At 35.5% G+C, this 24,037-nt stretch carries 28 protein-coding genes; 12 read left to right on the top strand and 16 right to left on the bottom strand.

All coding sequences use genetic code 11. From position 1 onward, the window contains the following. Positions 1 to 11: 11 nt before the first annotated feature. Entirely contained in the window at positions 12 to 1,877 is a 1,866-nt protein-coding gene (locus ACSVH9_RS10305) for a hypothetical protein (protein ID WP_438063643.1), read from the top strand. A 42-nt stretch (positions 1,878 to 1,919) separates the two neighbouring features. Here the strand turns inward: ACSVH9_RS10305 and ACSVH9_RS10310 are convergent, their stop codons facing one another. The 12 genes from ACSVH9_RS10310 to ACSVH9_RS10365 all read right to left on the bottom strand — a co-directional run bounded on the left by ACSVH9_RS10310 (position 1,920) and on the right by ACSVH9_RS10365 (position 11,733). After that, on the bottom strand, positions 1,920 to 2,861 hold the full coding sequence (locus ACSVH9_RS10310; RefSeq protein WP_438063644.1) for a DUF4421 family protein: 942 nt from the start codon (positions 2,859 to 2,861) through the stop codon (positions 1,920 to 1,922). Further along, positions 2,852 to 3,784: an oxygen-dependent coproporphyrinogen oxidase gene (hemF, locus tag ACSVH9_RS10315; protein ID WP_438063645.1), complete on the bottom strand. Its 933-nt coding sequence runs from the start codon at positions 3,782 to 3,784 to the stop codon at positions 2,852 to 2,854. The genes ACSVH9_RS10310 and hemF overlap by 10 nt, the downstream gene beginning before the upstream one ends. After that, entirely contained in the window at positions 3,781 to 4,248 is a 468-nt protein-coding gene (locus ACSVH9_RS10320; RefSeq protein ID WP_438063646.1) for a hypothetical protein, read from the bottom strand. The genes hemF and ACSVH9_RS10320 overlap by 4 nt, the downstream gene beginning before the upstream one ends. 2 nt (positions 4,249 to 4,250) lie before the next feature. Next, complete coding sequence (locus ACSVH9_RS10325) at positions 4,251 to 4,622, bottom strand: hypothetical protein (RefSeq protein WP_438063647.1); 372 nt, start codon at positions 4,620 to 4,622, stop codon at positions 4,251 to 4,253. Positions 4,623 to 4,761: 139 nt separating this feature from the next. Continuing rightward, complete coding sequence (hemE, locus tag ACSVH9_RS10330; protein ID WP_159689228.1) at positions 4,762 to 5,790, bottom strand: uroporphyrinogen decarboxylase; 1,029 nt, start codon at positions 5,788 to 5,790, stop codon at positions 4,762 to 4,764. An 83-nt stretch (positions 5,791 to 5,873) separates the two neighbouring features. Continuing rightward, on the bottom strand, positions 5,874 to 6,545 hold the full coding sequence (locus ACSVH9_RS10335; protein ID WP_438063648.1) for a uroporphyrinogen-III synthase: 672 nt from the start codon (positions 6,543 to 6,545) through the stop codon (positions 5,874 to 5,876). A gap of 160 nt (positions 6,546 to 6,705) precedes the next feature. Further along, positions 6,706 to 7,632 (bottom strand): hydroxymethylbilane synthase, encoded by a 927-nt coding sequence (gene hemC / locus ACSVH9_RS10340; protein ID WP_438063649.1) that lies wholly within the window; start codon positions 7,630 to 7,632, stop codon positions 6,706 to 6,708. 47 nt (positions 7,633 to 7,679) lie between these two features. After that, complete coding sequence (gene hemA / locus ACSVH9_RS10345; RefSeq protein ID WP_438063650.1) at positions 7,680 to 8,984, bottom strand: glutamyl-tRNA reductase; 1,305 nt, start codon at positions 8,982 to 8,984, stop codon at positions 7,680 to 7,682. A gap of 304 nt (positions 8,985 to 9,288) precedes the next feature. After that, a complete protein-coding gene (locus ACSVH9_RS10350) occupies positions 9,289 to 9,879 on the bottom strand; it encodes a hypothetical protein (protein WP_159689213.1) in 591 nt (196 codons plus the stop codon). Positions 9,880 to 9,896: 17 nt separating this feature from the next. After that, positions 9,897 to 10,331 carry a hypothetical protein gene (locus ACSVH9_RS10355; RefSeq protein ID WP_438063651.1) on the bottom strand — a complete coding sequence of 145 codons (435 nt, stop codon included), beginning with the start codon at positions 10,329 to 10,331 and terminating at the stop codon, positions 9,897 to 9,899. Between the two features lie 146 nt (positions 10,332 to 10,477). Further along, positions 10,478 to 11,317, bottom strand: coding sequence for a DUF5777 family beta-barrel protein (locus ACSVH9_RS10360; protein ID WP_438063652.1), 840 nt, complete (start codon positions 11,315 to 11,317; stop codon positions 10,478 to 10,480). Between the two features lie 26 nt (positions 11,318 to 11,343). Further along, positions 11,344 to 11,733 (bottom strand): hypothetical protein, encoded by a 390-nt coding sequence (locus ACSVH9_RS10365; protein ID WP_438063653.1) that lies wholly within the window; start codon positions 11,731 to 11,733, stop codon positions 11,344 to 11,346. 156 nt (positions 11,734 to 11,889) lie between these two features. On the opposite strand from ACSVH9_RS10365, the gene ACSVH9_RS10370 reads away from it, so the two are divergent. From ACSVH9_RS10370 to ACSVH9_RS10410, 9 genes are all read left to right on the top strand, one after another. Further along, positions 11,890 to 12,258: a hypothetical protein gene (locus ACSVH9_RS10370; protein ID WP_438063654.1), complete on the top strand. Its 369-nt coding sequence runs from the start codon at positions 11,890 to 11,892 to the stop codon at positions 12,256 to 12,258. Positions 12,259 to 12,272: 14 nt separating this feature from the next. Beyond that, positions 12,273 to 12,824, top strand: coding sequence for a YceI family protein (locus tag ACSVH9_RS10375; RefSeq protein WP_438063655.1), 552 nt, complete (start codon positions 12,273 to 12,275; stop codon positions 12,822 to 12,824). 16 nt (positions 12,825 to 12,840) lie between these two features. Next, on the top strand, positions 12,841 to 13,380 hold the full coding sequence (locus ACSVH9_RS10380; RefSeq protein ID WP_438063656.1) for a YceI family protein: 540 nt from the start codon (positions 12,841 to 12,843) through the stop codon (positions 13,378 to 13,380). Positions 13,381 to 13,516: 136 nt separating this feature from the next. Then, positions 13,517 to 14,386, top strand: a complete 870-nt coding sequence (locus ACSVH9_RS10385; RefSeq protein ID WP_315141088.1) for an AraC family transcriptional regulator — start codon at positions 13,517 to 13,519, stop codon at positions 14,384 to 14,386. 139 nt (positions 14,387 to 14,525) lie between these two features. Further along, the gene (hemH, locus tag ACSVH9_RS10390; protein ID WP_438063657.1) at positions 14,526 to 15,542 is read left to right on the top strand and encodes a ferrochelatase; all 1,017 of its coding nucleotides are present in this window, start codon (positions 14,526 to 14,528) and stop codon (positions 15,540 to 15,542) included. Between the two features lie 61 nt (positions 15,543 to 15,603). Next, positions 15,604 to 16,152, top strand: a complete 549-nt coding sequence (locus ACSVH9_RS10395; protein ID WP_078210846.1) for a CopD family protein — start codon at positions 15,604 to 15,606, stop codon at positions 16,150 to 16,152. A 63-nt stretch (positions 16,153 to 16,215) separates the two neighbouring features. Then, a complete protein-coding gene (locus ACSVH9_RS10400) occupies positions 16,216 to 17,688 on the top strand; it encodes a sensor histidine kinase (protein ID WP_438063658.1) in 1,473 nt (490 codons plus the stop codon). A 12-nt stretch (positions 17,689 to 17,700) separates the two neighbouring features. Next, entirely contained in the window at positions 17,701 to 18,483 is a 783-nt protein-coding gene (locus ACSVH9_RS10405; RefSeq protein ID WP_438063659.1) for an enoyl-CoA hydratase/isomerase family protein, read from the top strand. Between the two features lie 150 nt (positions 18,484 to 18,633). Further along, positions 18,634 to 19,035, top strand: coding sequence for a hypothetical protein (locus ACSVH9_RS10410; protein ID WP_438063660.1), 402 nt, complete (start codon positions 18,634 to 18,636; stop codon positions 19,033 to 19,035). A 72-nt stretch (positions 19,036 to 19,107) separates the two neighbouring features. Here ACSVH9_RS10410 and ACSVH9_RS10415 read toward each other — a convergent pair whose 3' ends face one another. From ACSVH9_RS10415 to ACSVH9_RS10425, 3 genes are all read right to left on the bottom strand, one after another. Further along, positions 19,108 to 19,761, bottom strand: coding sequence for an HD domain-containing protein (locus tag ACSVH9_RS10415; RefSeq protein ID WP_438063661.1), 654 nt, complete (start codon positions 19,759 to 19,761; stop codon positions 19,108 to 19,110). Positions 19,762 to 19,866: 105 nt separating this feature from the next. Then, on the bottom strand, positions 19,867 to 20,853 hold the full coding sequence (locus tag ACSVH9_RS10420; protein ID WP_438063662.1) for an acyl-ACP desaturase: 987 nt from the start codon (positions 20,851 to 20,853) through the stop codon (positions 19,867 to 19,869). A 12-nt stretch (positions 20,854 to 20,865) separates the two neighbouring features. Continuing rightward, complete coding sequence (locus ACSVH9_RS10425; protein ID WP_438063663.1) at positions 20,866 to 21,600, bottom strand: lysophospholipid acyltransferase family protein; 735 nt, start codon at positions 21,598 to 21,600, stop codon at positions 20,866 to 20,868. 125 nt (positions 21,601 to 21,725) lie between these two features. Here ACSVH9_RS10425 and rnpA point away from each other — a divergent pair, with 125 nt between their 5' ends. Both rnpA and ACSVH9_RS10435 read left to right on the top strand, forming a co-directional pair. Then, positions 21,726 to 22,151, top strand: a complete 426-nt coding sequence (gene rnpA / locus ACSVH9_RS10430) for a ribonuclease P protein component (RefSeq protein WP_438063664.1) — start codon at positions 21,726 to 21,728, stop codon at positions 22,149 to 22,151. 73 nt (positions 22,152 to 22,224) lie between these two features. After that, positions 22,225 to 23,862, top strand: a complete 1,638-nt coding sequence (locus ACSVH9_RS10435; protein WP_438063665.1) for a S41 family peptidase — start codon at positions 22,225 to 22,227, stop codon at positions 23,860 to 23,862. Between the two features lie 12 nt (positions 23,863 to 23,874). Here the strand turns inward: ACSVH9_RS10435 and ACSVH9_RS10440 are convergent, their stop codons facing one another. Next, positions 23,875 to 24,033 carry a PIN domain-containing protein gene (locus ACSVH9_RS10440; protein ID WP_438063668.1) on the bottom strand — a complete coding sequence of 53 codons (159 nt, stop codon included), beginning with the start codon at positions 24,031 to 24,033 and terminating at the stop codon, positions 23,875 to 23,877. Positions 24,034 to 24,037 lie beyond the last annotated feature (4 nt).

Below are 24,037 nucleotides of genomic sequence, written 5' to 3' on the forward strand. Positions count from 1 at the left end.
AAAATTCACCCATGAAATCGTTATTGAACTACCTCTTTTTATTGATAAGCTGCATTGGCTTTTGTCAGCAACCCTCCAAAAATTATGACTATTTTGTACAATACAACGGTGCACAATTCACCAAAAAAGTCAAAATAGAGCAACTAACCAATCATCCGCTATTGAACAAGTTGCAAAAGGAAAATGCTGACTTTGATACGAATGAGTTTACCGCTCTTTTTGATTTAGAAAAAAACGCAAGTGTTGTTGGTAATTTTACAGACAGTATCGCCTACTATCAAGCCACAATTCCGATTAGAAACAAAGAAAAATTAAAAGCTTTTTTAACCAAAAGAAATGAAAAAAAGGCGCTTTCTGATTCGAAAACCAAATTCGAAATTCAGGACTTTGGCACCTATGCAATGCTAAATTCGAGTGACCAAAAGTTTACCATAGCTTGGAATGATTCCTACTTGGTGTTTTTTGAATTGACAAAAAAATATAGTGATATTGCTCCAAAACGTGACGTAGTTGTAGATTCGGTTGCTGCGCCAACAGTAACAGTTGAAACCTATGGCGACCCAGCCGAAACCTCTCCCGTAGAAGAAATACAAGAAGAAGTTGTGGTTGATGTTGCACCTCCTGCTGATGCTCCGGTTGTATACGAAACGAATGATGCTACAACAGAAGACACCTATTCCAACGACGCTTATTACGCAGCCTACGAAACCCAAAGAATTGCTTTTGATAGCATTCAAAAAATAAAACAAATCAATTTTACAAAATCACTTTTCGAGAAAGGTTTTGTTGCTCCTGCTTCGTCCAAAATAAATCCAACCGCCGATATTTCGTCGTGGGTAAATTATGGCGGATTCCTAACCAATTTGAGTTCTTCCTTTTCTACTTTAACTCAGTTAGGTGCCTACGGTAAATATTTGCCTTTGCAAAAAGGAATTGACACGTTTATCAAAGGGATGAATTTTGATTTTTATTTTGATAATGACAACGCTCGTATAGAAGAAACCATCGAATACTCAAAGTCAATTGCGGATATGATGGGAAAAATAAACGACCGAAAAATAAACAAAAAAATATTTGCTTACTTCCCTGAACAAGAACCTTTAGGCTATTTTTCGTATCATTTTAATTCGAAAGCTTTGCTAGAAAATATGCCCCATATGATTGGTGAAATTTTTTCGAACACTGTCTTTATGAACGAAGATTTTAGTTTTGTAACCGATTTGATTACCACCTTAGTTGATGAAAAAGCAACCGCCACCTTATTTGATGGTGATATTAGTTTATTTCTTCACGAAGTGAAATCGAAGGAAGTAAAAACCAAAACTTTTGAATACGACGAAAACTACGAATCCGTTGAAGTTGAAAAAATGGTAACCAAAACGATTCCTGAATTTACAATGATTTTTACCGCTACCCATGCTACATTTTATGACAAATTGATTGATTTGGGAGTTCGCAAAAAAATGTTGTTGCCTAAAAACGGTTTTTATGAAATAGTTGGCACAAACGAATTTGGTACCGTTTACATCGTAAAAAATCAAGATGTGCTTGTGGTAACCAACCTTTTGGAACAAACCCAAACCAACGAGGGGAATTTTAAAAATGGTATTCAAAAAAGTTTAAAGCAAAACACCATTTCGGCTGCATTTGATATTCAGAAAATGGCAGACACTTATTTGAAGACCGAAAAAAATAACACAAAAGATAAAAAGTACTTGAACGCTTTTGCTTCAAAGTTCAAAACCATTAGCATGGAATCTCCTAAAAAAGTAACGGATAATAAATTAAAAGTTGACCTTCGATTGAATACGGTAAAAGGAGACAAAAACATCATGCTCCAAACACTAGACTTGATTGATGAAATCAGTCAGAAATAACAAAAAAGAAGGCGATTTCTACATTTGAAATCGCCTTCTTTTTTATAAACCAATCGCCTTAGTGCCTTGGTCATATAGTTCTTTAACTTTTTTTGGTGGGTCAAATCGATAGCCAGCGGTCACTCTAAAAGTGGCAATGTTTTCATTAAATCGAACAGGATTGTTGTTGTCCTGAACAAAATTTGAATAATTTAAGTTTACAAAAGTAAAAAAGGAATCTGAGTTATAGCCTAATTTTAGGTTAATAGTAGACTCAATAACGCCAGAAAAATCGCCATCAACATCATTGAAACCAGCTCCCACTGCAATTCCAGATGAGACTAATACATGATTGCTAATAACCCAATTGTAGTAATAAGAAGGCGCCAAAGTAAAGAGCCAAATCCTACTTTTATTAGCTTCATTCCCATCATTCAAATTAAGATAGGTATTATAAATTGACAAGGTTGGAATAAAACTACCCGAACTTTTGGTTTGCCATTGGTTTTGATTGGCAATGGTTTTGAATGAAAATTTAGGGTTAAAAATATACGATGTTGTTCCTCCTATCTTGATGGAACGCATTCTAGGGAAAGAAGCACTAAAAGTTTCATCTACTGCATAAAACCCTTTTTGATTGGAATACAATAAAGTCTGCATCCATTGTTTGACGATGAAACGCGTTCCAAAATTGACCAAACGAGAATTGGAATTGTCTTTATTTACATCAAAAAAAAGTGGAGAAACACCGTAACTGATATCAATAAGTTTATAACTCAAACTAAATCCAATTTGCTCTCTCCTATTAGGAATCAAATCCAAATAGCTAGTCTTTCCATTGGCTGTAGAAGTAAATTGAAAATTATTGGACGTATTGAAAAAATAGATACTCCCAATAACTTTTTCGTCATAGGATTTAAAATAGTCTTTTTGCGCCGATGGTTCTTGTGCCTTGCAACACAAAAGTCCAACAAACCAAAAAAGTACTATTTTTTTTAAACCCATTCTTTTGGCTGCATTAAAGTGGTAATTAATTTTTCTTCTTCGCTACCCGCAACTGGATGATGGTCATAGACCCATTGCACGTGAGGTGGCAAAGACATCAAAATACTCTCAATTCTTCCGTTGGTTTTTAAACCAAACAAAGTGCCTTTGTCGTGTACCAAATTGAATTCAACATAGCGTCCACGGCGAATTTCCTGCCAAGTACGTTGTTCTTGATTGTACGACAAACTTTTTCTTCTTTCCACAATGGGAACGTAAGCTTGAAGGAAACTATCGCCTACTTCGGTAACGAAATTGTACCAATCTTCCATACTCATTGTTTCAGAAGCTTTGCAATAATCAAAGAATAAACCTCCAATTCCTCGCGCTTCGTTGCGATGTGCATTCCAGAAATAGGCGTCACACTGTTTTTTATATTTTGGATAAAACTCAGGATTGTGCTTGTCGCAAGCGGTTTTACAAGTTTGATGAAAATGAACAGCATCTTCTTCAAACAGATAATAAGGCGTTAAATCCTGTCCTCCTCCAAACCATTGCTGAATTACGTTTCCGTTGTCATCATACATTTCAAAATAACGCCAATTGGCGTGTACTGTGGGAACCATTGGATTTTTGGGATGCAACACCAAACTCAATCCGCAAGCAAAAAAATCGGCTTCACCAACTTTGAATAATTGCTGCATACTATCTGGCAATTTGCCGTGTACTGCCGAAATATTGACGCCGCCTTTTTCGAAAACAGCACCGTTCTCGATTACGCGTGTTCTTCCGCCTCCACCTTCTGGGCGATTGGCTTCGCCCAGTTCGTCTGCGACTCGTGTCCAAAGGTCTTCGCGGAATTTGGCTTGACCGTCAACGGCTTCTAATCCTGCTACGATTTGGTCTTGAAGGTTTTGTATGTAAGTGTAAAATTTATTTTTCATTGTTTAAATCCTTTCTTCAAAGCATAAATAAAAGTCATAATACTTGCAAACAGACAAAAATATCCAATTTTTTTCTGCTTGCTTTCTTCATCCTTTATACTAACTAATTCTACTTTGTTTTTTTCTAATTGGATAATTTCAAATCGATTATTTCCATCATCTTCCGTAAAAAAAAGCGTAACAGTATCTTGTTTTTTCAATGTTCCAAGCAAATCGACATAATTCTGATTTGCTTTATAGTAAATAAAATTAGAACTATCTCTTGTCAACTTAATAGCTAATGCATCAAGATTAGACCTTGCCCCTTGTATCTTTCTAATAAAAACAGAATCTATTGTGTTAGTAGTTACAAAATAGCTTGGTTTTCTATTTTCAATAACTATTTCAAAATAAAAAATTCCCAGAAAAAAGGTCCCTAATAGCAACAATCCTAGAAATTCTATTACTTTTTTTATACTTCCCATTCTTAAGCTAAATCACTTATTTTATTAGCTATCCCAAACGAAAACACTTTACTTTCTTTTTGAATAAAACGATAAATAGCAAGTGCTTTTTCAGAAAAAGAAAAGGAACTTGCTGCAGAAAACGCTATTAAAAAATCGGCAAAGGATTCCATTTGGTTCCAATCGAAATGAAGGCGTTGCAAATGAAGAATCAAATCCTCCGATGCAAAATCGTTCAGACTTTCCAAATCCATTGCGAAGTCTTTCAACTCCAATTCGAGTGCCTCTTTTCGGTCTAGACTCCAATCCAAAGGCGGCAATACTAGAGAATGCAACTGCTTTAGACAATTGTCTATTCGGGTACTTTCTTTATCTCGCAATCCTTTGCTTAGCATTTTCTTCTGATTTTTTATACAACGGCTTAAAATCCGTTGCTACAAGATTAGTCGTTCCTACGGAACTTTTTCAAAAAGAAAAAAGTATAAGTTATCTGTCTTTTTTGCTGAACACTAAATCCTGCCAACTGACCACTTTCTATTTCTTTCTATATTCCTTTACCGCATCGACAAACGCTTTGGCGTGGTCTACAGGGATGTTTGGTAAAATTCCGTGTCCTAAATTGGCGATGTATTTGTCGGTTCCAAATTCGTCAATCATTTCGTGTACCATTTTCTTGATGGTTGGAATAGGTGACAATAATCTTGACGGGTCGAAATTTCCTTGCAAAGTAATGTTTCCACCAGATAAATAACGGGCATTTCTTGGGGTACACGTCCAATCTACTCCAAGAGCAGAAGCTTTACTCTTACCCATTTCGTTCAAAGCAAACCAGCATCCTTTTCCGAAAACAATTACTGGTGTTACCTCAGCCAAAGCCTCAACGATTTGGTTGATGTATTTCCAAGAGAATTCTTGGTAATCTACTGGTGACAACATTCCACCCCAAGAATCAAAAATTTGGACCGCGTTTACTCCAGCTTTTACTTTTTCTTTCAAATATAAAATAGTGGTATCGGTGATTTTTTGCAATAAGGTATGGGCCGCAACTGGATTAGAGAAGCAAAAACCTTTGGCCGTATCAAAACTTTTGGAACCTTTTCCTTCTACTGCATAGCAGAAAATTGTCCAAGGTGAACCTGCAAAACCAATCAAAGGCACCTCATCATTTAACATTTCTTTGGTCAATTTCACCGCATCCATTACGTAGCCTAAGGTTTCTTCGATATTTGGAACAATCACTTGATTGACTTGCTCCATAGTACGAATTGGATTTGGAATAATCGGCCCTAAATTGTCTTTCAATTCTACGTGAATTCCCATAGCACGCGGCACTACCAAAATATCCGAAAACAAAATCGCAGCATCTGGTCCTACGATACGAATAGGTTGTACGGTAATTTCAGCAGCTAATTCTGGAGTTTCGCAACGTGTGAAAAAGTCGTATTTGTCACGCAATGCACGAAATTCTGGTAAATATCTTCCGGCTTGACGCATCATCCAAACTGGTGGACGTTCTACGGTTTCTCCTCGTAATGCTTTTAAAAATAAGTCGTTCTTTAACATAGTAATCAGTGTTCAGTATTTTAGTGTTCAGTCTGAACACCTTAAATTGTTATTTTTTTAGTTCTCTTTTTTAGTTTACTTCCTTAAGGATGGTATTCCTGAATCACATCATCTATCACGTCTTCTATAGAAGGGTGTTGCGCCACAATGATGTTCTTGATTTTATTTTTTTCTAAAGCCTCGGCGGTGGTTTCGCCTATGCAAAAGCAAATTTCGTTTTTTATTTTGTTATTTTTCAAATAACTCGTAACAGCAGATGGACTGAAGAATAAAATTCCGTCCACTTTTTCTTGAATCGTTTGGGGCGACAAAGTAGTTGTGTATACCTGAATTTCGTTGAAAACAATACCCGCACTTTGTAAAGCCTCGGGCAAAGTGTTTCTGCGAAGGTTTCCGCTAAAAAAAGTGTAGCTCGCCTTGCCATAAATTAACGCAATAATCTCTGCCAAATCTTCGGCATAGCCGGTGTAAGCAACTACTTCATAGCCTGCTTCGGTGAGCATTATTTTGGTTTTTAATCCGACGCAAAAGACTTTTTTATGCTTAAATTCAGTTGCTTTGGGATGTTTCAAGAAATTTTTCACGGCATTTTGACTAGTAAAAATCAAATGTTCGTTTACCGAATCTAAAGAAAAATCCGTGGCGGTGGTTTGAATAAAATTGGTTTCGATTACTTCAAAATGAGCGTCCAGCAAGACTTGCTTTTGATTAGGCAAAAGTGTTTTTGTAGATAATATGCGGATGGATTGACTCATTTTTATGTTTTTTTCTGAAAAAGCCCATTGTTATTCTCTAGCCCCGATGGGAGGGAATATCCTTTTTTGTTCCGATTTTTTTCGGGACAAAAAAGATAGGAAGGACAGCGGGAACCCATACTGGCAAAAAAGCCTTTTGTTTCGCTCCTAAAGCAGTCTCTTATTTTTTCAAGGTTTCTTTTATCGTTTTCATCAACTCGGTGCCGCCATTGTTGAGGATTTCTTCGGCTGAATGGTAGCCTAGGTTTTTCCACTCTTCGATGGGTACGACTTTGTTGATGGCTATTTTTTGTTGTCCGTCGATGGAAAAAAGGACGCCTTCGAAATGAATGGTGTCTTCTTCCTCGTTATATGTTGCCAAAGCCCCGATGGGTGCTGTACAACCTCCTTCGAGACGGCGTAAAAATTGACGCTCGATGTGGGTGCACACCTCGGTTTCGATATCATTCAATTCGGATACGGCTTCGCGACAAAACTCGTCCTCGGCCATTGCAACCACTACCATTGCACCTTGTGCTGGTGCGGGAATCATCCAATCCAAATTGATAAAATCAGTTGGTTTTAAATTGATACGTTCTAATCCTGCGGCAGCAAAAACGGCTCCATTCCAGTCATTGTCTTGCAATTTTTGCATACGAGTATTGACATTGCCACGAAGGTCTACCACTTTATGATTGGGATATTTGTTGAGCCATTGGGCTTGGCGACGCAAACTTCCGGTGGCGATGGTGCCGCTACCTTCTAGAAAATCTAGATTGCCTTTGTGTACCAAAATATCTAGGGTGTTCGCGCGCTCTAAAACGGCGGCTTGCACGATGCCTTGTGGCAAGGCGGTGGGTACGTCTTTCATAGAATGAACCGCAATATCTACTTGACCGCTAATCATAGCTACATCAAGGGTTTTGGTGAAAATTCCGGTAATTCCTAATTCGTATAATGGTTTGTCCAAAATGATATCGCCTTCTGATTTCACGGCAATAATCTCTGTTTTGTAACCTAAGTCGTTTAGTTTTTTCTCGACCGTGTGGGCTTGCCAAAGCGCGAGTTCGCTATCGCGGGTTCCTATTCTAATAACTTTTTGAGCCATATTCTTTTTTGGTCCTTACTAGTTAAGGAACTCTAGTTTTTAACTATTTAAGACAAATTGATTTTGTATTTTTCTTCTATTGCTGAAGTAGTTTTTTTGGGTGCAAGTTGCCCGATTTGAAATATTTTTTCAATGAAATCGATACTTTCGTCTAACGAAGTATTTTCATCTTTTAGGTGAGTTGCGAATTGATTGGTGATTTTTTGAATAATTCTTGTACTGATGATATCTGCTTGCTCTTCATTGAAATTGGACGTTTTCTTTTTTTGAAAAGCCAATTCGGTGGCTACAATATCATTCAGTTTTGCTTTGAGTGCGTGAATGGTTGGCGCGTATTTACGACCGTTCATCCACGTATTAAATTCGAGTTTAATATCTTCAATAATAGCTTCGGCGGCTGGTATATGTTGTTTTCTTCGTTCTAGAGTATCGTCTGTTATTTGTGACAAATAGTCTAAGTGAATCAGGGTTACTCCCTCAATTTGTTCTACATCGGGATTTACATTTCTAGGAATGGACAAATCCAGAATCAGAAGTGGTTTTTTTAAATTCAATAGCGTTTTGTCAATCGTTGGATTTTTGGCGCCAGTTGCCACTACCAATACATCGGTTTGTTGTAATTCCTCTTGTAAATTGGCATAATCCTTTACAATAACATTGAGTTTTCCTGCTAGTTTTTCGGCTTTATTTTTGGTTCTGTTTACCAAAGTAATATGACCGTTTTTGGAGTGTTTTACTAAGTTTTCACAGGTATTTCTTCCTATTTTTCCTGTTCCAAACAATAGGATATTTTTATCTCCAATATCTTCGACATTGCGAATAATATATTGTACTGATGCAAAGGATACAGAGGTCGCACCAGATGAAATTTCGGTTTCATTTTTGATTTTTTTACTTGCTTGAATCACGGAGTTTACCAATCTATCCAAGAAAGTATTGACTAAGTTTAAAGCTTTGCTTTGATTAAAAGCGTTTTTAATTTGGCTTATGATTTCAAAATCACCTAATATTTGGCTGTCTAAACCTGTTCCCACTCGGAACATATGATTTACCGCTTCTTGATTTTTATAGATGAAAGCAACTTCTCTAAATTCTTCTACAGTACCATTACTGTTATCACAAAGTAATTTGATTAGTTCATATGGATGATTGGCAAAACCATAAATCTCTGTTCTATTACAAGTAGAAGTTACAATCAATGACTCGATGCCTTCCTCTTTGGCTTGGGCTAATAAATTGGATTGTGCATTAGTATCTAAACTAAATTTTCCTCTTATCGTTGCATCTGCTTTTTTGTAACTTAAACCTAAAGCGTAAAAAGTGGTAGTTTTGGACATATTGAAATTTTCCATATTATACTTTCCTTAAAAAGTTTGACAAAATTATTACTAACAAATGTATAAAAACAACGCTAGAGGTTCTTTTTATATCGCTATGGCTTAAATTACTCAAAATAAGTCATTCTAAATAGAATTTATTGCCATTCATACTAAAATAGGGGCTTGAAAAGTAGTTTATGTAGATTTATTCTAAATAATACACTTGCAACTACATTCTTTTGTTTATTAAAAAACATCGCTAAGAGTTCTTTATATATGTTAATTTTTATAAAAACGCCACCCCTTTAGAGTGGCGTTATTTTTCAACTACAATTGCCTATTTCTGAACAATTGGCGCTCTCAATGACTCCAAAACTACAACGATATCATTGTAAAGTTCTGTATTTGAAGCTACGCCATTGGCATTTGCTGCTGCGCCAACATAGCCAACAAATTTGGTGTAATCAGCTGAACTTGATTTTGTACCCATACGACTGTTTATGGCAGGGTCGTGAGCAGCGACCATATTCAAACCTGAATAAGTATTTACCGCATTGGTTCCTCCCGTATTGAAGGAGAAAAAATCGGTCAAATTATCAGATAACTTGGCAATACTAGTAGCTTGGGTCGTTCCTGTTTCTGCCAGAACGGGAGCAAAATGCGCTTGTAAATTACCCGCAGCATTCGATTGAACATCTGCGACAATTAATCCAATGGTGGAGTTTACCACTTTACGGAAACTCAAACGACCTTGCTCAATCATTTGCCCTGAATTATCTGGGTCTGCAACCATTTTGGTTCCTCCCAATCGTTCATAGATTGACGCTTTTACAACTGGAGATGATGCGTCATCATCGTTACTACAAGAAGTAAATGTTGCTGCCGTTAGCAGTACTACACCGAGTGTGATTTTCGAAAAATTTTTCATACTAAAAATATTAAAGGTTAATTAAAAATTTGATGTAATGATTTTGCCATTTTATAGCTAAAACTGTTTTGGTCTACTGGACAAACTTCTTTCGTTGCCATCCCTACTGGTAAAATGTATCGCTGAGCATCATACTTACCTTTGGCCATTAACTCGTCATAAATTTTTTTCGAATTAGCGACCTTGTTGTTATGGAAATAGACCACAACATTTCTTTTTACAATAATAGAATCCGAGGTTATTCCTTTGATAGCTCTTAAATCTTTGCATATTTTTTGAGCTTGTTCGGGGGGTATCGTCGATTTAAAATCAATTCGACTCACTTGTAAATTGGGACTTTCATATACCGCTGGCTTTGCTGTTACAATATGAAAAACAAGAATCCCAAAGAATACTACAACAAGGACTAGTACCGCAAAAAGTGCTTTTTTTAGTGTTTTATTAATTTTCATAGCTCTACTTTTTTAAAATAAATTGCGTTTTAGAATCATATACGAGCCTGTTGTCATCTTGGATTTAAATGGAAAGAAAAAACTTCTATTTAGAATTATTTCAAATAAAAAAATAAGCTTCAGGACGTTATTGATACTGTATCTTTCTAAAAAACTCTAGCGAGATTAAATCCAAAAAACACATCGCCTTTGTTCCAATTTCCAGAGGTTCTCGCGAGATATCCCGCCTCGTCAATTCCTTGTGAATTGGTAAAATGCATTTGAAAAACGTGTCCCCCTGTTTCTAAATCAAAACCTATAGACAAAGGATTTCTGTATAAAGAATTAGAAGCACGATTTAAATGTGCAGCGTAGTCAATGTTTAATGACCATCTTTTAGAGAATTTATATCGCCCGCCAATTCCCATAGCATACTGTGTGTTGTTTTGCATTGGGTTTTCAACAAAGTTTTCGTGAAAAAAAGTGGGAGCAAGTTGTAAAGAAAGTTTTTCTGAGAATTTTCTTGAAATTAATAGTTGCGCTACATAGGTCAGCCTGTTATCAAACTGGAGCTCAGGATAGGTACTTTCTTTTAAAGTGTTATTTATAGACACACTATTGAAACCTGTTATTGTAACTGGAAAACCTTCTTTTATTTGCGGAAACAAAGCATACTTCACTGCAAAATCATAGGCTAGCTGACTTCTAGCGGCACTTACGTGAACACCATTTGTCAGTCCGTAAATGAATTTGATTTGTGTATTGGCATTATCCAAACCATAAAACCCTTCAAATCCATCCTGAATTGAACCAAATCTATGCGCAACAACAAAATACAAATCGCCTTTTGCAGCTACTTTGGTAGATTCAAGATTTACGATTTTTAAAGCTTTGAAAGCAGAAGTTACTTTTTCTTTGGCAACAGGAATATCAACTCCTGATAGTAGGTCATTTTGTGCATACGTTAGCAATGGAAATAAAAATAAAAAGAGTACAAGCTTTTTCATAAGATATAGTTTTAAGTTTTTTTGTTTTAGTTCGTAATTGAACATTGGTCTATTTTAAATTCTCCTAATAATTCATCGTACCCTAAAAAGCGTCCTTTGATAGTTAGTTTTTCACCTGATGTAATGTTTTTCAACACACTGTCTTTGAAGGTGGCAAATACTTTACCTCCCAAAACAACTCCATTACTTTCGGAATCAACGGAAGTAATTCTATCTGACAATTCAACGATTGTATTCTGATATTTCAAGGTAGCCAAGCGACTATCAGTAGCGAATTCGTTCTGAAGTCCCGAGATTGTCACCACATAATCTGTAGAGGATGAGCTTATCTCTCGATGTCCTTTATAAGCATAGAAGTAAGTTAGGCTTGCTATTACAGCACAAAGCGACATCCCTATTAGTAATTTCTTTTTCATAAGTAGTTTTATTCTGTTTTCTCTACTTACGTTAAAAAGGAAGCTTTGGTTTTAAAAAAATAAAAATGCTCTTAAAAAAAACTGTACTCTGCATTTTCTCGTATATGCTATAAAATGACTTTTCAAATCATCTTTATTAATTTAAAACCAATCCTTATGAACACAAAAAAACTGTATACAGCTCTATCTCTTGCCATAACCTTGGTGAGCTGTACCAATGAGAATCCCAACACCTTAATGGACGATTCTGCAATGGTAGGATTAACAACCTATAGCAAAAACGTAAAATCAATAATTGACAACAATTGTGTGGTTTGCCACGCAGCGGTGCCAAAAAATGGAGCACCAATGCCTTTGGTAACCTATGACCAAGTAAAAGAAGCCGTTCTCAATCGTGGTTTGACTACTAGAATTTCATTGCAAAATGGAAATGGATTGTTGATGCCAAGTGGCGGACCAAGAATGCCTCAAGCCACAATTGACATTATTCTAAAATGGCAAAAAGAAGGTTTAATAGAAAACTGATGCAAAACAGAATAATGAAAAAAATCATCCTCGTACCATTACTATTTGCTTCGTTACTGGTCTTTGCCCAAGAAAAAATGATAACCAAATCTGGAATAATAACCTTTGACGCATCGTTTCCTTCTTTTGATGAAGTGAAGGGAACCAATATTGGAGCGACAGTAGTTTTAAATCCTGAAACAGGAGAAATTGCAAGTCTAGCCTTAATGAAGGGTTTTCATTTTGAAATTGCGTTAATGGAAGAACATTTCAATGAAAATTATATGGAAACTGATCAGTATCCGAAAGCAATTTTTAGAGGTCAAATTGAAGCATTTGATCGCAAAACCCTAACCTCAAATCCAAAAGATTTTGTAATGAAAGGGAAACTTGAAATACACGGCAAAACAAAAGATATAAGTGTTATTGCCAAAATCAGTAAAGTTGGACCTAGAGTTGTATTAAACACCAGTTTCTCCGTAAATACCAGTGATTTTAGCATACCTATTCCAACACTCATTCAATACAAATTAGCTAGCAAAGTGAATATTCAACTAGCAGCTGTTTTAATAACAGATTACAAGTAACAAAAAGAACCGAACTATGAAAAAAATGATACTTCTAGTTATGCTCAACGCCATTCATTTGGGGTTTTCGCAGCAAAAAATGATTGACAAAGCTGGGACAATACACTTTGAAGCATCTGTTCCTGCTTTTGAAGAAGTTAGGGCAGTAAACAAGAGTGTGACATTTGTTTTAAATACAAAAACAGGTGAAATTGCCAGTTTGGCTCTAATGAAAGGATTTCGGTTTAAAATTGCATTAATGGAGGAGCATTTTAATGAAAATTATATGGAAACCGATGACTATCCAAAAGCGATTTTTAAAGGAAAAATTGAAGGGTTTGACGCAAACAGTTTGACAACAAACTTTAAAGATTATCCAATAAAAGGGAATTTAGAACTTCACGGAAAATCGAATGCCATAGCATTTATTGCAAAAATCCGCAGAACACCCAATGGAATTCAAATCGTGTCAAGTTTCTCAGTAAATGCGAGTGATTTTAATATTGCTATACCCAGCTTGGTCAAGAGTAAAGTTGCCAATACAGTTACTATTCAGTCCACAACTTTTTTGAAATAAAAATCCAAAACACAAAGATTTTATAAAATCACATTCAAGTAAACAATAAACCATCAAAAAGATTTAATTTTGAAAAGATAAAGTATTCGTTTGGTTAAAAACGGAAATAATAACTTCACTAAAGGAAATCAACAAAATGGAGGAAGAAATAAAAATTGACGATGATTTTATTTTAATTCGTTTTCAAAACAACACCGATGTGATTACCACTTTTAAACGACCAGTACAATTGGGATTGATTCAATTTCATTTTGGTTTAAAAGGAAGCGCTAACTATATTTTTAATCAAGGAAATTATGGCTTAAAACTTAACGAAGAAAAAGCCTTGCTTTTTTACAATACCGAAAAAGAATTGCCTTTACACGTAGAAGTAGCACCAAAATCTTGGTTGATATCCATATTTGTCTCCATAAAAAAGTTTCACGGATTGTTTACTACAAATGCGGAACATATTCCGTTTTTAAGTAAAGAAAATCAAGACAAAAAGTACTATAACGAAAGTGATATTAGTCCATCAATGGCGATTGTTTTGAACCAAATGTTTCATTATAACTTGAATCCATCTATTAAAAATTTATACTACAAAGGCAAAGGGTATGAATTATTAAGTTTGTTTTTTAATAGAAATGAAGACCCAAATGCGGAGCAATGTCCGTTTTTAGTTGATGAAGAAAATGTTTTAAAAATCAAAAAAGCCAAAGAAATAATTATAGCCAATATGGCCGAACCTCCAGGACTTCAGGAATTAGCAGACACTATTGGTCTTAATTTAAAGAAACTAAAAATGGGTTTCAAACAAATTTATGGCGACACCGTCTATGGCTTTTTATTTGATTACAAAATGGATTATGCACGACAATTGCTTGATAGTGGCTCTTATAATGTTAATGAAGTGGGGCTCAAAATTGGATACAGCACCGGAAGTCATTTTATAGCTGCTTTCAAGAAAAAATTTGGAACAACACCTAAAAAATATTTAATGGCTATCAATACAACGATGTCATAAAACCATCAGTTTTACCTATCCCAACAATAAAAAAAAGAATACATAAGATACTAGATAAAGACGGAGTTTATTTACTTTTGACCTCAAATTTCAATGAAATTTTCCCTCTTTGTCACTCAAAAACAATAAAAAAAATAGCATGAAAGGCGTATTATTAGTTAACTTAGGTTCACCAGAAAGTCCCACTCCAAAAGATGTAAAGCCATATTTAGATGAATTTTTAATGGATAAATATGTAATAGATGTTCCTTATCTATTGCGTGCTTTATTGGTTCGTGGTATTATATTACAAACCCGACCAAAAAAATCGGCCGAAGCATACAGCCGAATTTGGACTAGTGAAGGTTCTCCTTTGATTGTGATTTCGAAAAAAATGCATCAAAAAGTGAAACAATTTGTAGACATTCCAGTTGCTTTAGCGATGCGTTATGGCACGATGACCATTCAAAAAGGCTTGCAAGAACTCAAAGACCAAGGTGTAACTGAAGTAATGCTTTTGCCTTTGTATCCTCAACACGCTATGGCTTCAACAACTACTATTGTTGTTTTGGCTGAAGAATTACGTCAAAAGTATTTCCCAGAAATGACCTTTACGAATGTTCCTGCATTCTACAACAAGCCCGATTATATTCAAGCACTTTCAAATTCCATCAAAAAACACTTGGAAGGATTTGAATATGACCATTTATTATTCTCATATCACGGAATTCCAAAACGTCACATTCGCAAAACCGATGTAACCAATTCTCATTGTAAAATTGATGGTTCTTGCTGTAACACCCCTTCGCCTGCTCACGAATTTTGCTACCGTCATCAATGTTATGAAACGACCAAGCAAGTAGTAAAATTATTAGGAATTCCAGAAGGCAAATACAGTCAAACCTTCCAATCTCGTTTGGCAGGAGACAAATGGCTTACTCCTTACACCGATGTAGAAATCAATAAAATGCCAGAACAAGGAATTAAAAAACTAGCGGTTGTAACGCCAGCATTTGTAGCTGACTGTCTAGAAACGCTAGAAGAAATTGCAATGGAAGCTAATGAACAGTTCCTACATCATGGTGGAGAAGAATTTATGGCTATCCCTTGTATGAATGATGAAGATGAATGGTGTGGTGTCGTAGCCAATTGGATTAAAGAATTCAAGAAAGTTTAAATTTGTTCAAGGTTTGAAGTTGCTATAGTAACTTCAAACCTTAAACTTGAAATCAAAATAAATGGAACTCTACAACTACCTCAAATCCTTACACATCATTTTTGTAGTCACATGGTTTGCAGGATTATTTTATATCGTTCGCTTGTTTGTCTACCAAATTGAAGCCGCCGATAAACCCTCTCCCGAAAAAGAAATTTTACAAAAACAATACAATCTAATGGCCTATCGTTTGTGGTATATCATCACTTGGCCATCAGCAATTATTACGTTTTTTGTTGCTTTTTGGTTGTTACTTTTTACCGATTTAGGCAAAAGTTGGTTGCAAATGCCTTGGATGCATGTCAAACTAGGTTTTGTGTTTTTATTGTATTTGTATCATTTTAGATGCCATCAAATTTTTAAACAATTACAGCGCAATGAAGTAAAATACACCACCAATTATATGCGTATTTGGAACGAAGGAGCAACACTTATTTTGTTTGCAGTGGTGTTTTTAGTAGTGCTAAAAAATGCTTTCAACTGGGTGTATGGCGTGATTGGTATTTTTTTATTTTCAATCATTATCATGTTGGGCTTTCGTTTTTACAAGAGAATAAGAGAGAGAAAATAGTGACTAGTATTTAGTGATTAGTAATTCGCTAATCACTAGTTACTAATCACTCATGACTAAACTATGCTAAACAACTTCAACATATCGATGCTTTCCTTACGTACTAGGATTTTCCTATCGATGATTGTTGTTATTGTAGTTTCAAGTGTTTTGCTCGCCTCTATTTCTATTTTACAGTTCAAGAGTGAAGCTCGAGATTACCATCAAGAACGATTAGAGCGAAAAGAGACTGCAATTAAAGAGCATATTAATTACGTGCTGTCAACTACCACATATCCGTTGACACCTAAGAATTTAGATTTAATTTTTAAAGATAAAATTCACGAATTATCCCAAATTCACAACATCGAAATCAATGTTTACAGTCTAGACGGACATCTTTTAAAATCATCGAAAGAGTCATTTTCTATCGATAAAATGGCTCCGCCAATTCCAAAATACATACTGAAACTGGTTCGTTCTTCAATTGACAAACGTTTTGTAGACATCAAAACAGTCGACGGGGTTAAAAATCGTTCATCGTACAGCCAAATCAAAGACGACAAATTCAAACCGCTTGGTGTATTGAATTTACCTTACGTAGAAGATGATAGTTTTTATCAAAAAGAGCTGAATAGCTTCCTGATAAGATTAGGACAAGTCTATTCTTTTATGCTGATTGTTGCTTTTGCCTTGGCATATTTCTTGGCCACTTATATCACCAAATCCTTAAAAACCATCGCCGACAAAATGAGCGAAACGAATATTGAGCAGAAAAACGAGAAAATTGTTTTGGACGCCAATAGCCGAGAGATTAATTTGTTGATTCGTTCTTACAACGAAATGGTAGATAAATTAGAGAAAAGTGCGCTTAAACTGGCGCAAAGCGAAAGAGAAGAAGCGTGGCGCGAAATGGCAAAACAAGTAGCGCATGAAATCAAAAATCCTTTAACTCCAATGCGATTAACGGTACAAAGTTTCCAAAGAAAATTTGACCCTACTACACCAGATGTCAAACAAAAACTCAATGAATATTCCGATACTTTAATTCAGCAAATTGATATTATGAGTGCTGTGGCTTCGGCTTTTTCCAACTTTGCCTCTATGCCAGCCCAACAAAACGAAACACTAAATGTGGTGGAAGTAGTCGAACTGGCTTTGGATATTTTCAATGAAGATTATATTGTTTTTGAGAGTCAGTACCCTTCCATTATTTCAAGTATGGACCGCTCACAACTCATCCGTGTGATTACCAATTTGGTCAAAAATGCCATACAAGCCATTCCAGAAAATCAGGAAGAAAAAGCCATCAAAGTAGTCGTGAAAAGAGAACACAACCAAGTCATCATTTTGGTTCAAGACAACGGAGTAGGCATCGCAGAGCAAACAGTGCCCAAAATTTTCGAACCCAAATTTACCACCAAAACAAGCGGTATGGGACTCGGTCTAGGAATTATCAAAAACATCATAGAAAATTACAACGGAACAATTACCTTTGATACACAATTAGGAAAAGGCACTACTTTTAAAGTGACTTTGCCTATTATTCAATTCTAAAAAAATAGCGTTATGAACTACGAAAATATTTTAATCGAACTAGAAAACAATATTGCAATCCTGACAATCAATAGGCCATCAAAACTAAATGCATTAAATATTGACACCATAAATGACCTTCACAAAGCCATTAAAACACTAGGAAAAAATAAAGAAATTCAAGTGATTTTAATCACAGGAAGTGGTGAAAAAGCTTTTGTAGCTGGCGCCGATATTTCTGAATTTGCTCATTTTACCATTGCTGAAGGTGCCCAACTGGCTAGCGAAGGACAAGAAAAATTATTCGATTTAATCGAAAATTTAAAAACACCAGTAATCGCTGCTATTAACGGTTTTGCCTTGGGCGGTGGATTAGAATTGGCTATGTCTTGTCATTTCAGAGTTGCCTCAGACAATGCCAAAATGGGTCTCCCTGAAGTTTCCTTAGGAGTAATTCCAGGATATGGAGGAACACAACGTTTGCCACAACTCATTGGAAAAGGTCGCGCTATGGAACTGATTATGACCGCCAGTATGATTGACGCCGAAACAGCTAAATCATACGGATTAGTTAATCATGTAGTGCCTCAAGCAGAATTGTTGGATTTTACCAAAGGAATTGCTCAGAAAATCATGAAAAACTCTCCTTTTGCCATTGGTCGAGCTATAAAAGCCATCAACGCCAATTATAAAGACGGCAAAAATGGTTTCGAAACCGAAATCAAGAACTTTGGAAAATGCTTCGGAACAGCGGATTTTAAAGAAGGAACTACCGCTTTCCTAGAAAAAAGAAAAGCCAATTTTACAGGGAAGTAAATAAATAAGCAGTGGTCAGGTTTTAGTAATCAGTTTGCTAAAACAAGACTTTTTTGACATTCAAATATCATATTATTATATTTTTTTGATATTTGAATGTCAAATAATTATATTTTTTAATTTAAATAGAACAAACCTAAACCTATTGCCATGTCCTTCCAACCTGTATTTGCTGAATTTTGGCAAAAAGTAATTGAGAGTATCGAAAATCGTACTTTTGCTAAATTGACTTTGGCCAAAACCATTGGGGATACCGAGTTAAAAAACATTTATGCTCGACCTATTATAACCGCCCAAAACACCTTAGAGTTTTCAATAATAGCGCGTTACAAAACCGAAGAAATAGAAAGTTTTCATTCGTTAGAGGAAGCCTTTTTAGTATTGAGTCCGTACATGAATAATCCCTTTTTGACTGCCTTACTTTTTACTTCAGAAATGGATTTGACATTCAAATTGAATAAAAAAAGAGCAGGAAGTTTGACAAAAAGCGAGCCTACTTTTAAAAATGCTTCAGATGTTATGCTAGAATTAAAAGCCAGCGAAAATAAGTAATTTTTGGTATTCTTTGGTTTTACCTTATTACAGTACTATAACCACTGAATTCTAATAACGGTCAACTAAACACTAGATTTCTCCTTCCCACTCGGCATAAAACTGAGACAAGAAGTTTTCCATATATTTATGTCTTTTCGCTGCTAATGCTGCACCTGTTTTGGTATTCATTTTATCGGCTAGCAATAATAACTTTTCGTAAAAATGATTGATGGTTGGCGCTTGACTTGACTTATATTCTTCCTTCGTCATATGCAAATTGGGAGCTATCTCAGGATTGTACAAAGCTCTGTTTTTGAACCCTCCGTAATTAAACGCTCTGGCAATTCCAATAGCACCAATAGCATCCAAACGGTCGGCATCTTGCACAATATCTAGCTCAATAGAAGAAAACTTGCGCTTGGTTTTGCCGCCTTTAAATGAAATATTTTCAATGATTTGCACTACATGCACAATTACTTCTTCGGCTACGTGTTGCGATTCCAAAAAATTCCTCGCCGTTCTTGGACCTATGGTCTCGTCGCCTCCATGAAATTTACTATCGGCAATATCATGCAGTAAAGCACCTAACTGAACCACTAGTGTATCACAAGACTCCGATTTGGCTATGAGTAAAGCATTTTTATACACCCTTTCTATATGAAACCAATCGTGTCCTCCCTCTGCATCGGCAAGTGTTTTTTTTACAAAAAGAATCGTATCGTGAATTAGTTTAGCGGTATACATTTGGGGGTATTTTTTTATAAAAAAACTGATTTTTAAAGGTTGTATCCTCAAAAATCAGTTCTCTTTATGATCTTATTTCAATCTAAAATAGTTCAAAATTAAGGATTACAATCTTGCAGGTTCTACCCATTTAAAGATATAAGACTCTGCTGGAATTACCAATCGTTCAGAAATTTTAGCCATTCTTGATGGCAATTTCATTAAATAATCTCTAGCTTTTTCTGCTTCGCTAGTTAATCCACCAATCTTATCGATTTCCCATTTATCGATTAATTTTTGCATGATATCCACATAATCATTCGCAGTATAGACACCTATACGCTGAGCAGAATCAGAAAATTGCTCGAAAGCAGAACTTATTTTTTGTCCAGACTCTCTCAAAAAGTGAGCAGGCATTACAATTTTTTGCTTCATCATGTACTGAAAAGCTAACATCATTTCGCTAGGATCTACTTTGAAAATTTGATCTACAAATTCACTGTAAGCCAAATGATGACGCATTTCGTCACCTGCAATCATTTTACAAAGTTTAGACAATTTTTTATCACCATATTCCTTTGCCAATTGCGACACACGATTGTGGGAAACATAAGTAGCTAATTCTTGAAAACTAGTATATACAAAGTTCTTATACGGATCAGTACCCGTACCGATATCAAAACCATCGTTGATCAAATGTTGCGTTGTAACCTCAACCTCGCGCATGTTTACACGCCCTGATAAGTACAAATATTTGTTCAACAAATCTCCATGACGGTTCTCTTCACCCGTCCATTGGCGAATCCATTTGGACCAACCATTGCGCTCTTGATTATCTACTCCTTCAACTTCCATCAACCAAGATTCATAAGTTGGCAAAGCTTCTTCTGTAATGGTATCTCCTACAAGAGCTACCCAAAAATCATAAGGTAAATCTTTAGCAATTTCTCTTAATTCTTTTACTTCATCTAAGAAAGTATCACTCTCAGAATTAGGCAAAAAATCAGAAGGTTGCCATATTTTTTCTACCGGAATTAGAAATTGATCTACAAAACTGTCGACGTTTTTTTCTAAAAACTGCATCACTTCTAATCGGATGTTTTTTATTGACATGGTATTTATTTATTAAAATTGAATTTTACTTACTACTGCGGCTTCTGTTTTTTGAATCAACTCCTCAAAAGCATAGTCTCTGACCGCCATAGGCTCATGAATCGTAAACGTTAAACGATTGCCTAAGCCCATCGGAAAAGCACCAAAACGCACCATCTTCCACGAATTATTTATGGATATTGGTACCACATAAGCTGAAGGCGAATATTTGCATAATATTTTTAATCCGCTTTGCGCAAACTCCTTTGGTTTTCCGGTTTTACTTCGGGTTCCTTCAGGGAAAATAACGGCTGAACGAGTGTTTTTTTCTATATATTCTGACAAGCCTTTAATCGTTGGAATGGCTTGTTTTGGGTCCTTTCTATCAATCAATACAGAGCCTCCGTGGCGCAAATTATAAGACACACTTGGAATTCCGCTACCCAATTCTTTTTTACTAACAAACTTGCAATGATAACGACGCATGTACCAAATAATTGCTATAATGTCATACATGCTTTGATGATTGGCTACAACAATCAGGGGAACATTTTTAGGTATGCTATTCAAATTCTCAAATCGGTAAGTAGTGCCCAATATATTAGTACATTTTACCAAAAAGAAGTTCAAATAATCGACACTTTTTTTGTGGGCTTGGTAACCAAATACATTAAAACAAATCCATTGAATAGGATGAAAAATTACCAAACAAAGCCCAAAACACAAATAGTAAATTACGGATAAGGGGTACGAAATTATTTTTTGCATGCTATTGAAATAAAGGGCCAAAAGTACGAATTAAATTTTTTAATGCGATTTAAATCCTAAACAATAATCCATTTGGGGTTTAATTGTACCTTTGCGTCCTCATTTCCTTCCTTTTTTTTAATTAAATGGATTTCAGTTACCCAAAAGAAGAAAAGCTAAAAAGCAAAATCACCATCGGATTATTATTCACCGAAGGTAAATCGGTATCTAAATATCCTTTGCGATTGGTATATTGCCATGAGAAAAAAGAAACCACACAGCAAATAAAAATGGGTGTTTCGGTTTCTAAAAAATACTTCAAGAAAGCCGTAGATCGCAATTACTTTAAACGCGTACTCAGGGAAACTTATCGATTAAACAAACATTTACTGATTCCACATTTGGACGAACCCTTTGCTTTTATGTTTTTTTATCAAACCAAGGAGCGTTTGTCTTTCGATGAAATCAATACTAAAACGATTCAATTGTTTGAAAAATTTGTAGCACAACTGGCTCAAAAGAAAGCGGCTCAAGCTAAAGCTACCGATTCGTCCAGCACCGAATTGTCCTAAAAAAACGTATTCCCTTAATTATTCCTGTTTTATTACTAATTTAGAGGTCTATTTATAAACCAACGCTTTACTTATGAACGCATTTTTCCAAAAAAAATACATCATTCCAGTTTTGGCTTCTGCCTTTTTGTTTGTTGGGGTAAGTTTCAAGAATGATTTCTTTGAAATTGCCAAGCAAATAGAAATATTTACGACTCTTTTTAAAGAAGTCAACTCTAATTATGTAGATGAGACTAATCCAGGTGATTTGATGGATAAGGCTATTAAAGGAATGTTGGCGAGTTTGGACCCCTACACCAACTACTTTAATGAAGCAGATGTGGTGAAGTTCAAAATCAACAATACAGGTGAATATACTGGAATTGGTGCATTAATCAGTCGTAAGGAAGACCAATTGATTATCAAAGAACCCTATAAAAATTTCCCTGCGGACAAAGCGGGCCTCAAAGCTGGCGATGCTATTATTCAAATTGGCGATGTCGTGCTGAAAGACTTCAAAGACGATGCGTCACAATTGCTCAAAGGTTCTAAAAACACCAAGATTGACATTAAATATATTCGTCAAGGAAAAACACTTAGCACCCAATTGGTTTTGGATGAAGTGGAAATCAAATCGGTTCCTTTTTTCGGGAAAATTGATGCGAAAACCGGTTACATTGTTTTGACTCATTTCACCAAAAAAGCCTCCTCAGAAGTAAAAGATGCCTTGGAACAACTCAAAAAAGAAGGTGCCGAACGCATCGTTTTAGACTTAAGAGACAATCCTGGTGGACTGTTGAATGAAGCGGTAAATATTTGCAATTTGTTTGTGCCAAAAAACGAAACCATAGTAACTACCAAATCGAAAGTAGAAAAATACAACAACATCTATAAGACGACTCGTGAACCAGTAGATTTAAACATTCCATTGGTCATCATTGTCAACGGAAAAAGTGCTTCGGCTTCTGAAATTGTGGCAGGAGCGTTACAAGATTTGGATCGCGCAGTAGTTTTAGGCAGTCGCAGTTTTGGAAAAGGATTGGTACAACGCCCTATCGATATGTCTTTTGGAACACAAGTAAAAGTAACTATTTCTCGTTATTACACCCCTTCTGGACGTTGTATACAAGCTTTAGATTATACCCGAAAAGATAAAAATGGAGTAGCTACTCGTACGGAAGAAAAAAATTATAATGCGTTTAAAACCAGAAAGGGAAGAACCGTATACGACGGAGGAGGCATTCAGCCTGATATTGAATTAGCAGAAACGCAAGTAAGCGCCGTTGCCAATGCGGTCGTGAGAAACGAGGCTATTTTTGATTATGCCACCACTTATTATTATAAAAATCCAAATTTAGGCAACACTATACCTACCATCACCGATGCGGATTACACTGATTTCAAACAATTTTTGAAAACCAAAAAATTCAATTTGGATACCGAAACTGAGTTGAATTTAAAGAAGACTTTGGCATCTGCCAAAAAAGAAAAAATAGACGAAACCATTACTGCGGAATACCAACAATTATTGAATGCTATCCAAAAAAGTGAATGGAATGCTTTGGACAAAAATCAAAAAGAAATTAAAAATTTATTGTTAGACGAAATTATCAAACGCTACCAATACCAAGAAGGATTGTACCAATACTACATCAAAAGCAATCCCGAAATCAAAAAAGCAGTAAGCGTGTTAAGTACTTCATCGGAGTACAACAGCATTTTGAAGTTGTAAAAAAAGGATAATTTATTTTTGAATGTAAATCAAATCTAATTCTTTTACTTTTTCAAAACCTTGATCTGACGTTAGCAACGGAATATTAAACTCAATAGCAGTTGCGGCAATTATAGCATCTGGAATCTTGATTTTATATTTGTTACGAATATAAATACAAGTGTTTTTTATTTGA

The sequence above is a fragment of the Flavobacterium sp. RSSB_23 genome, assembly GCF_051547145.1.
GTDB lineage: Bacteria > Bacteroidota > Bacteroidia > Flavobacteriales > Flavobacteriaceae > Flavobacterium.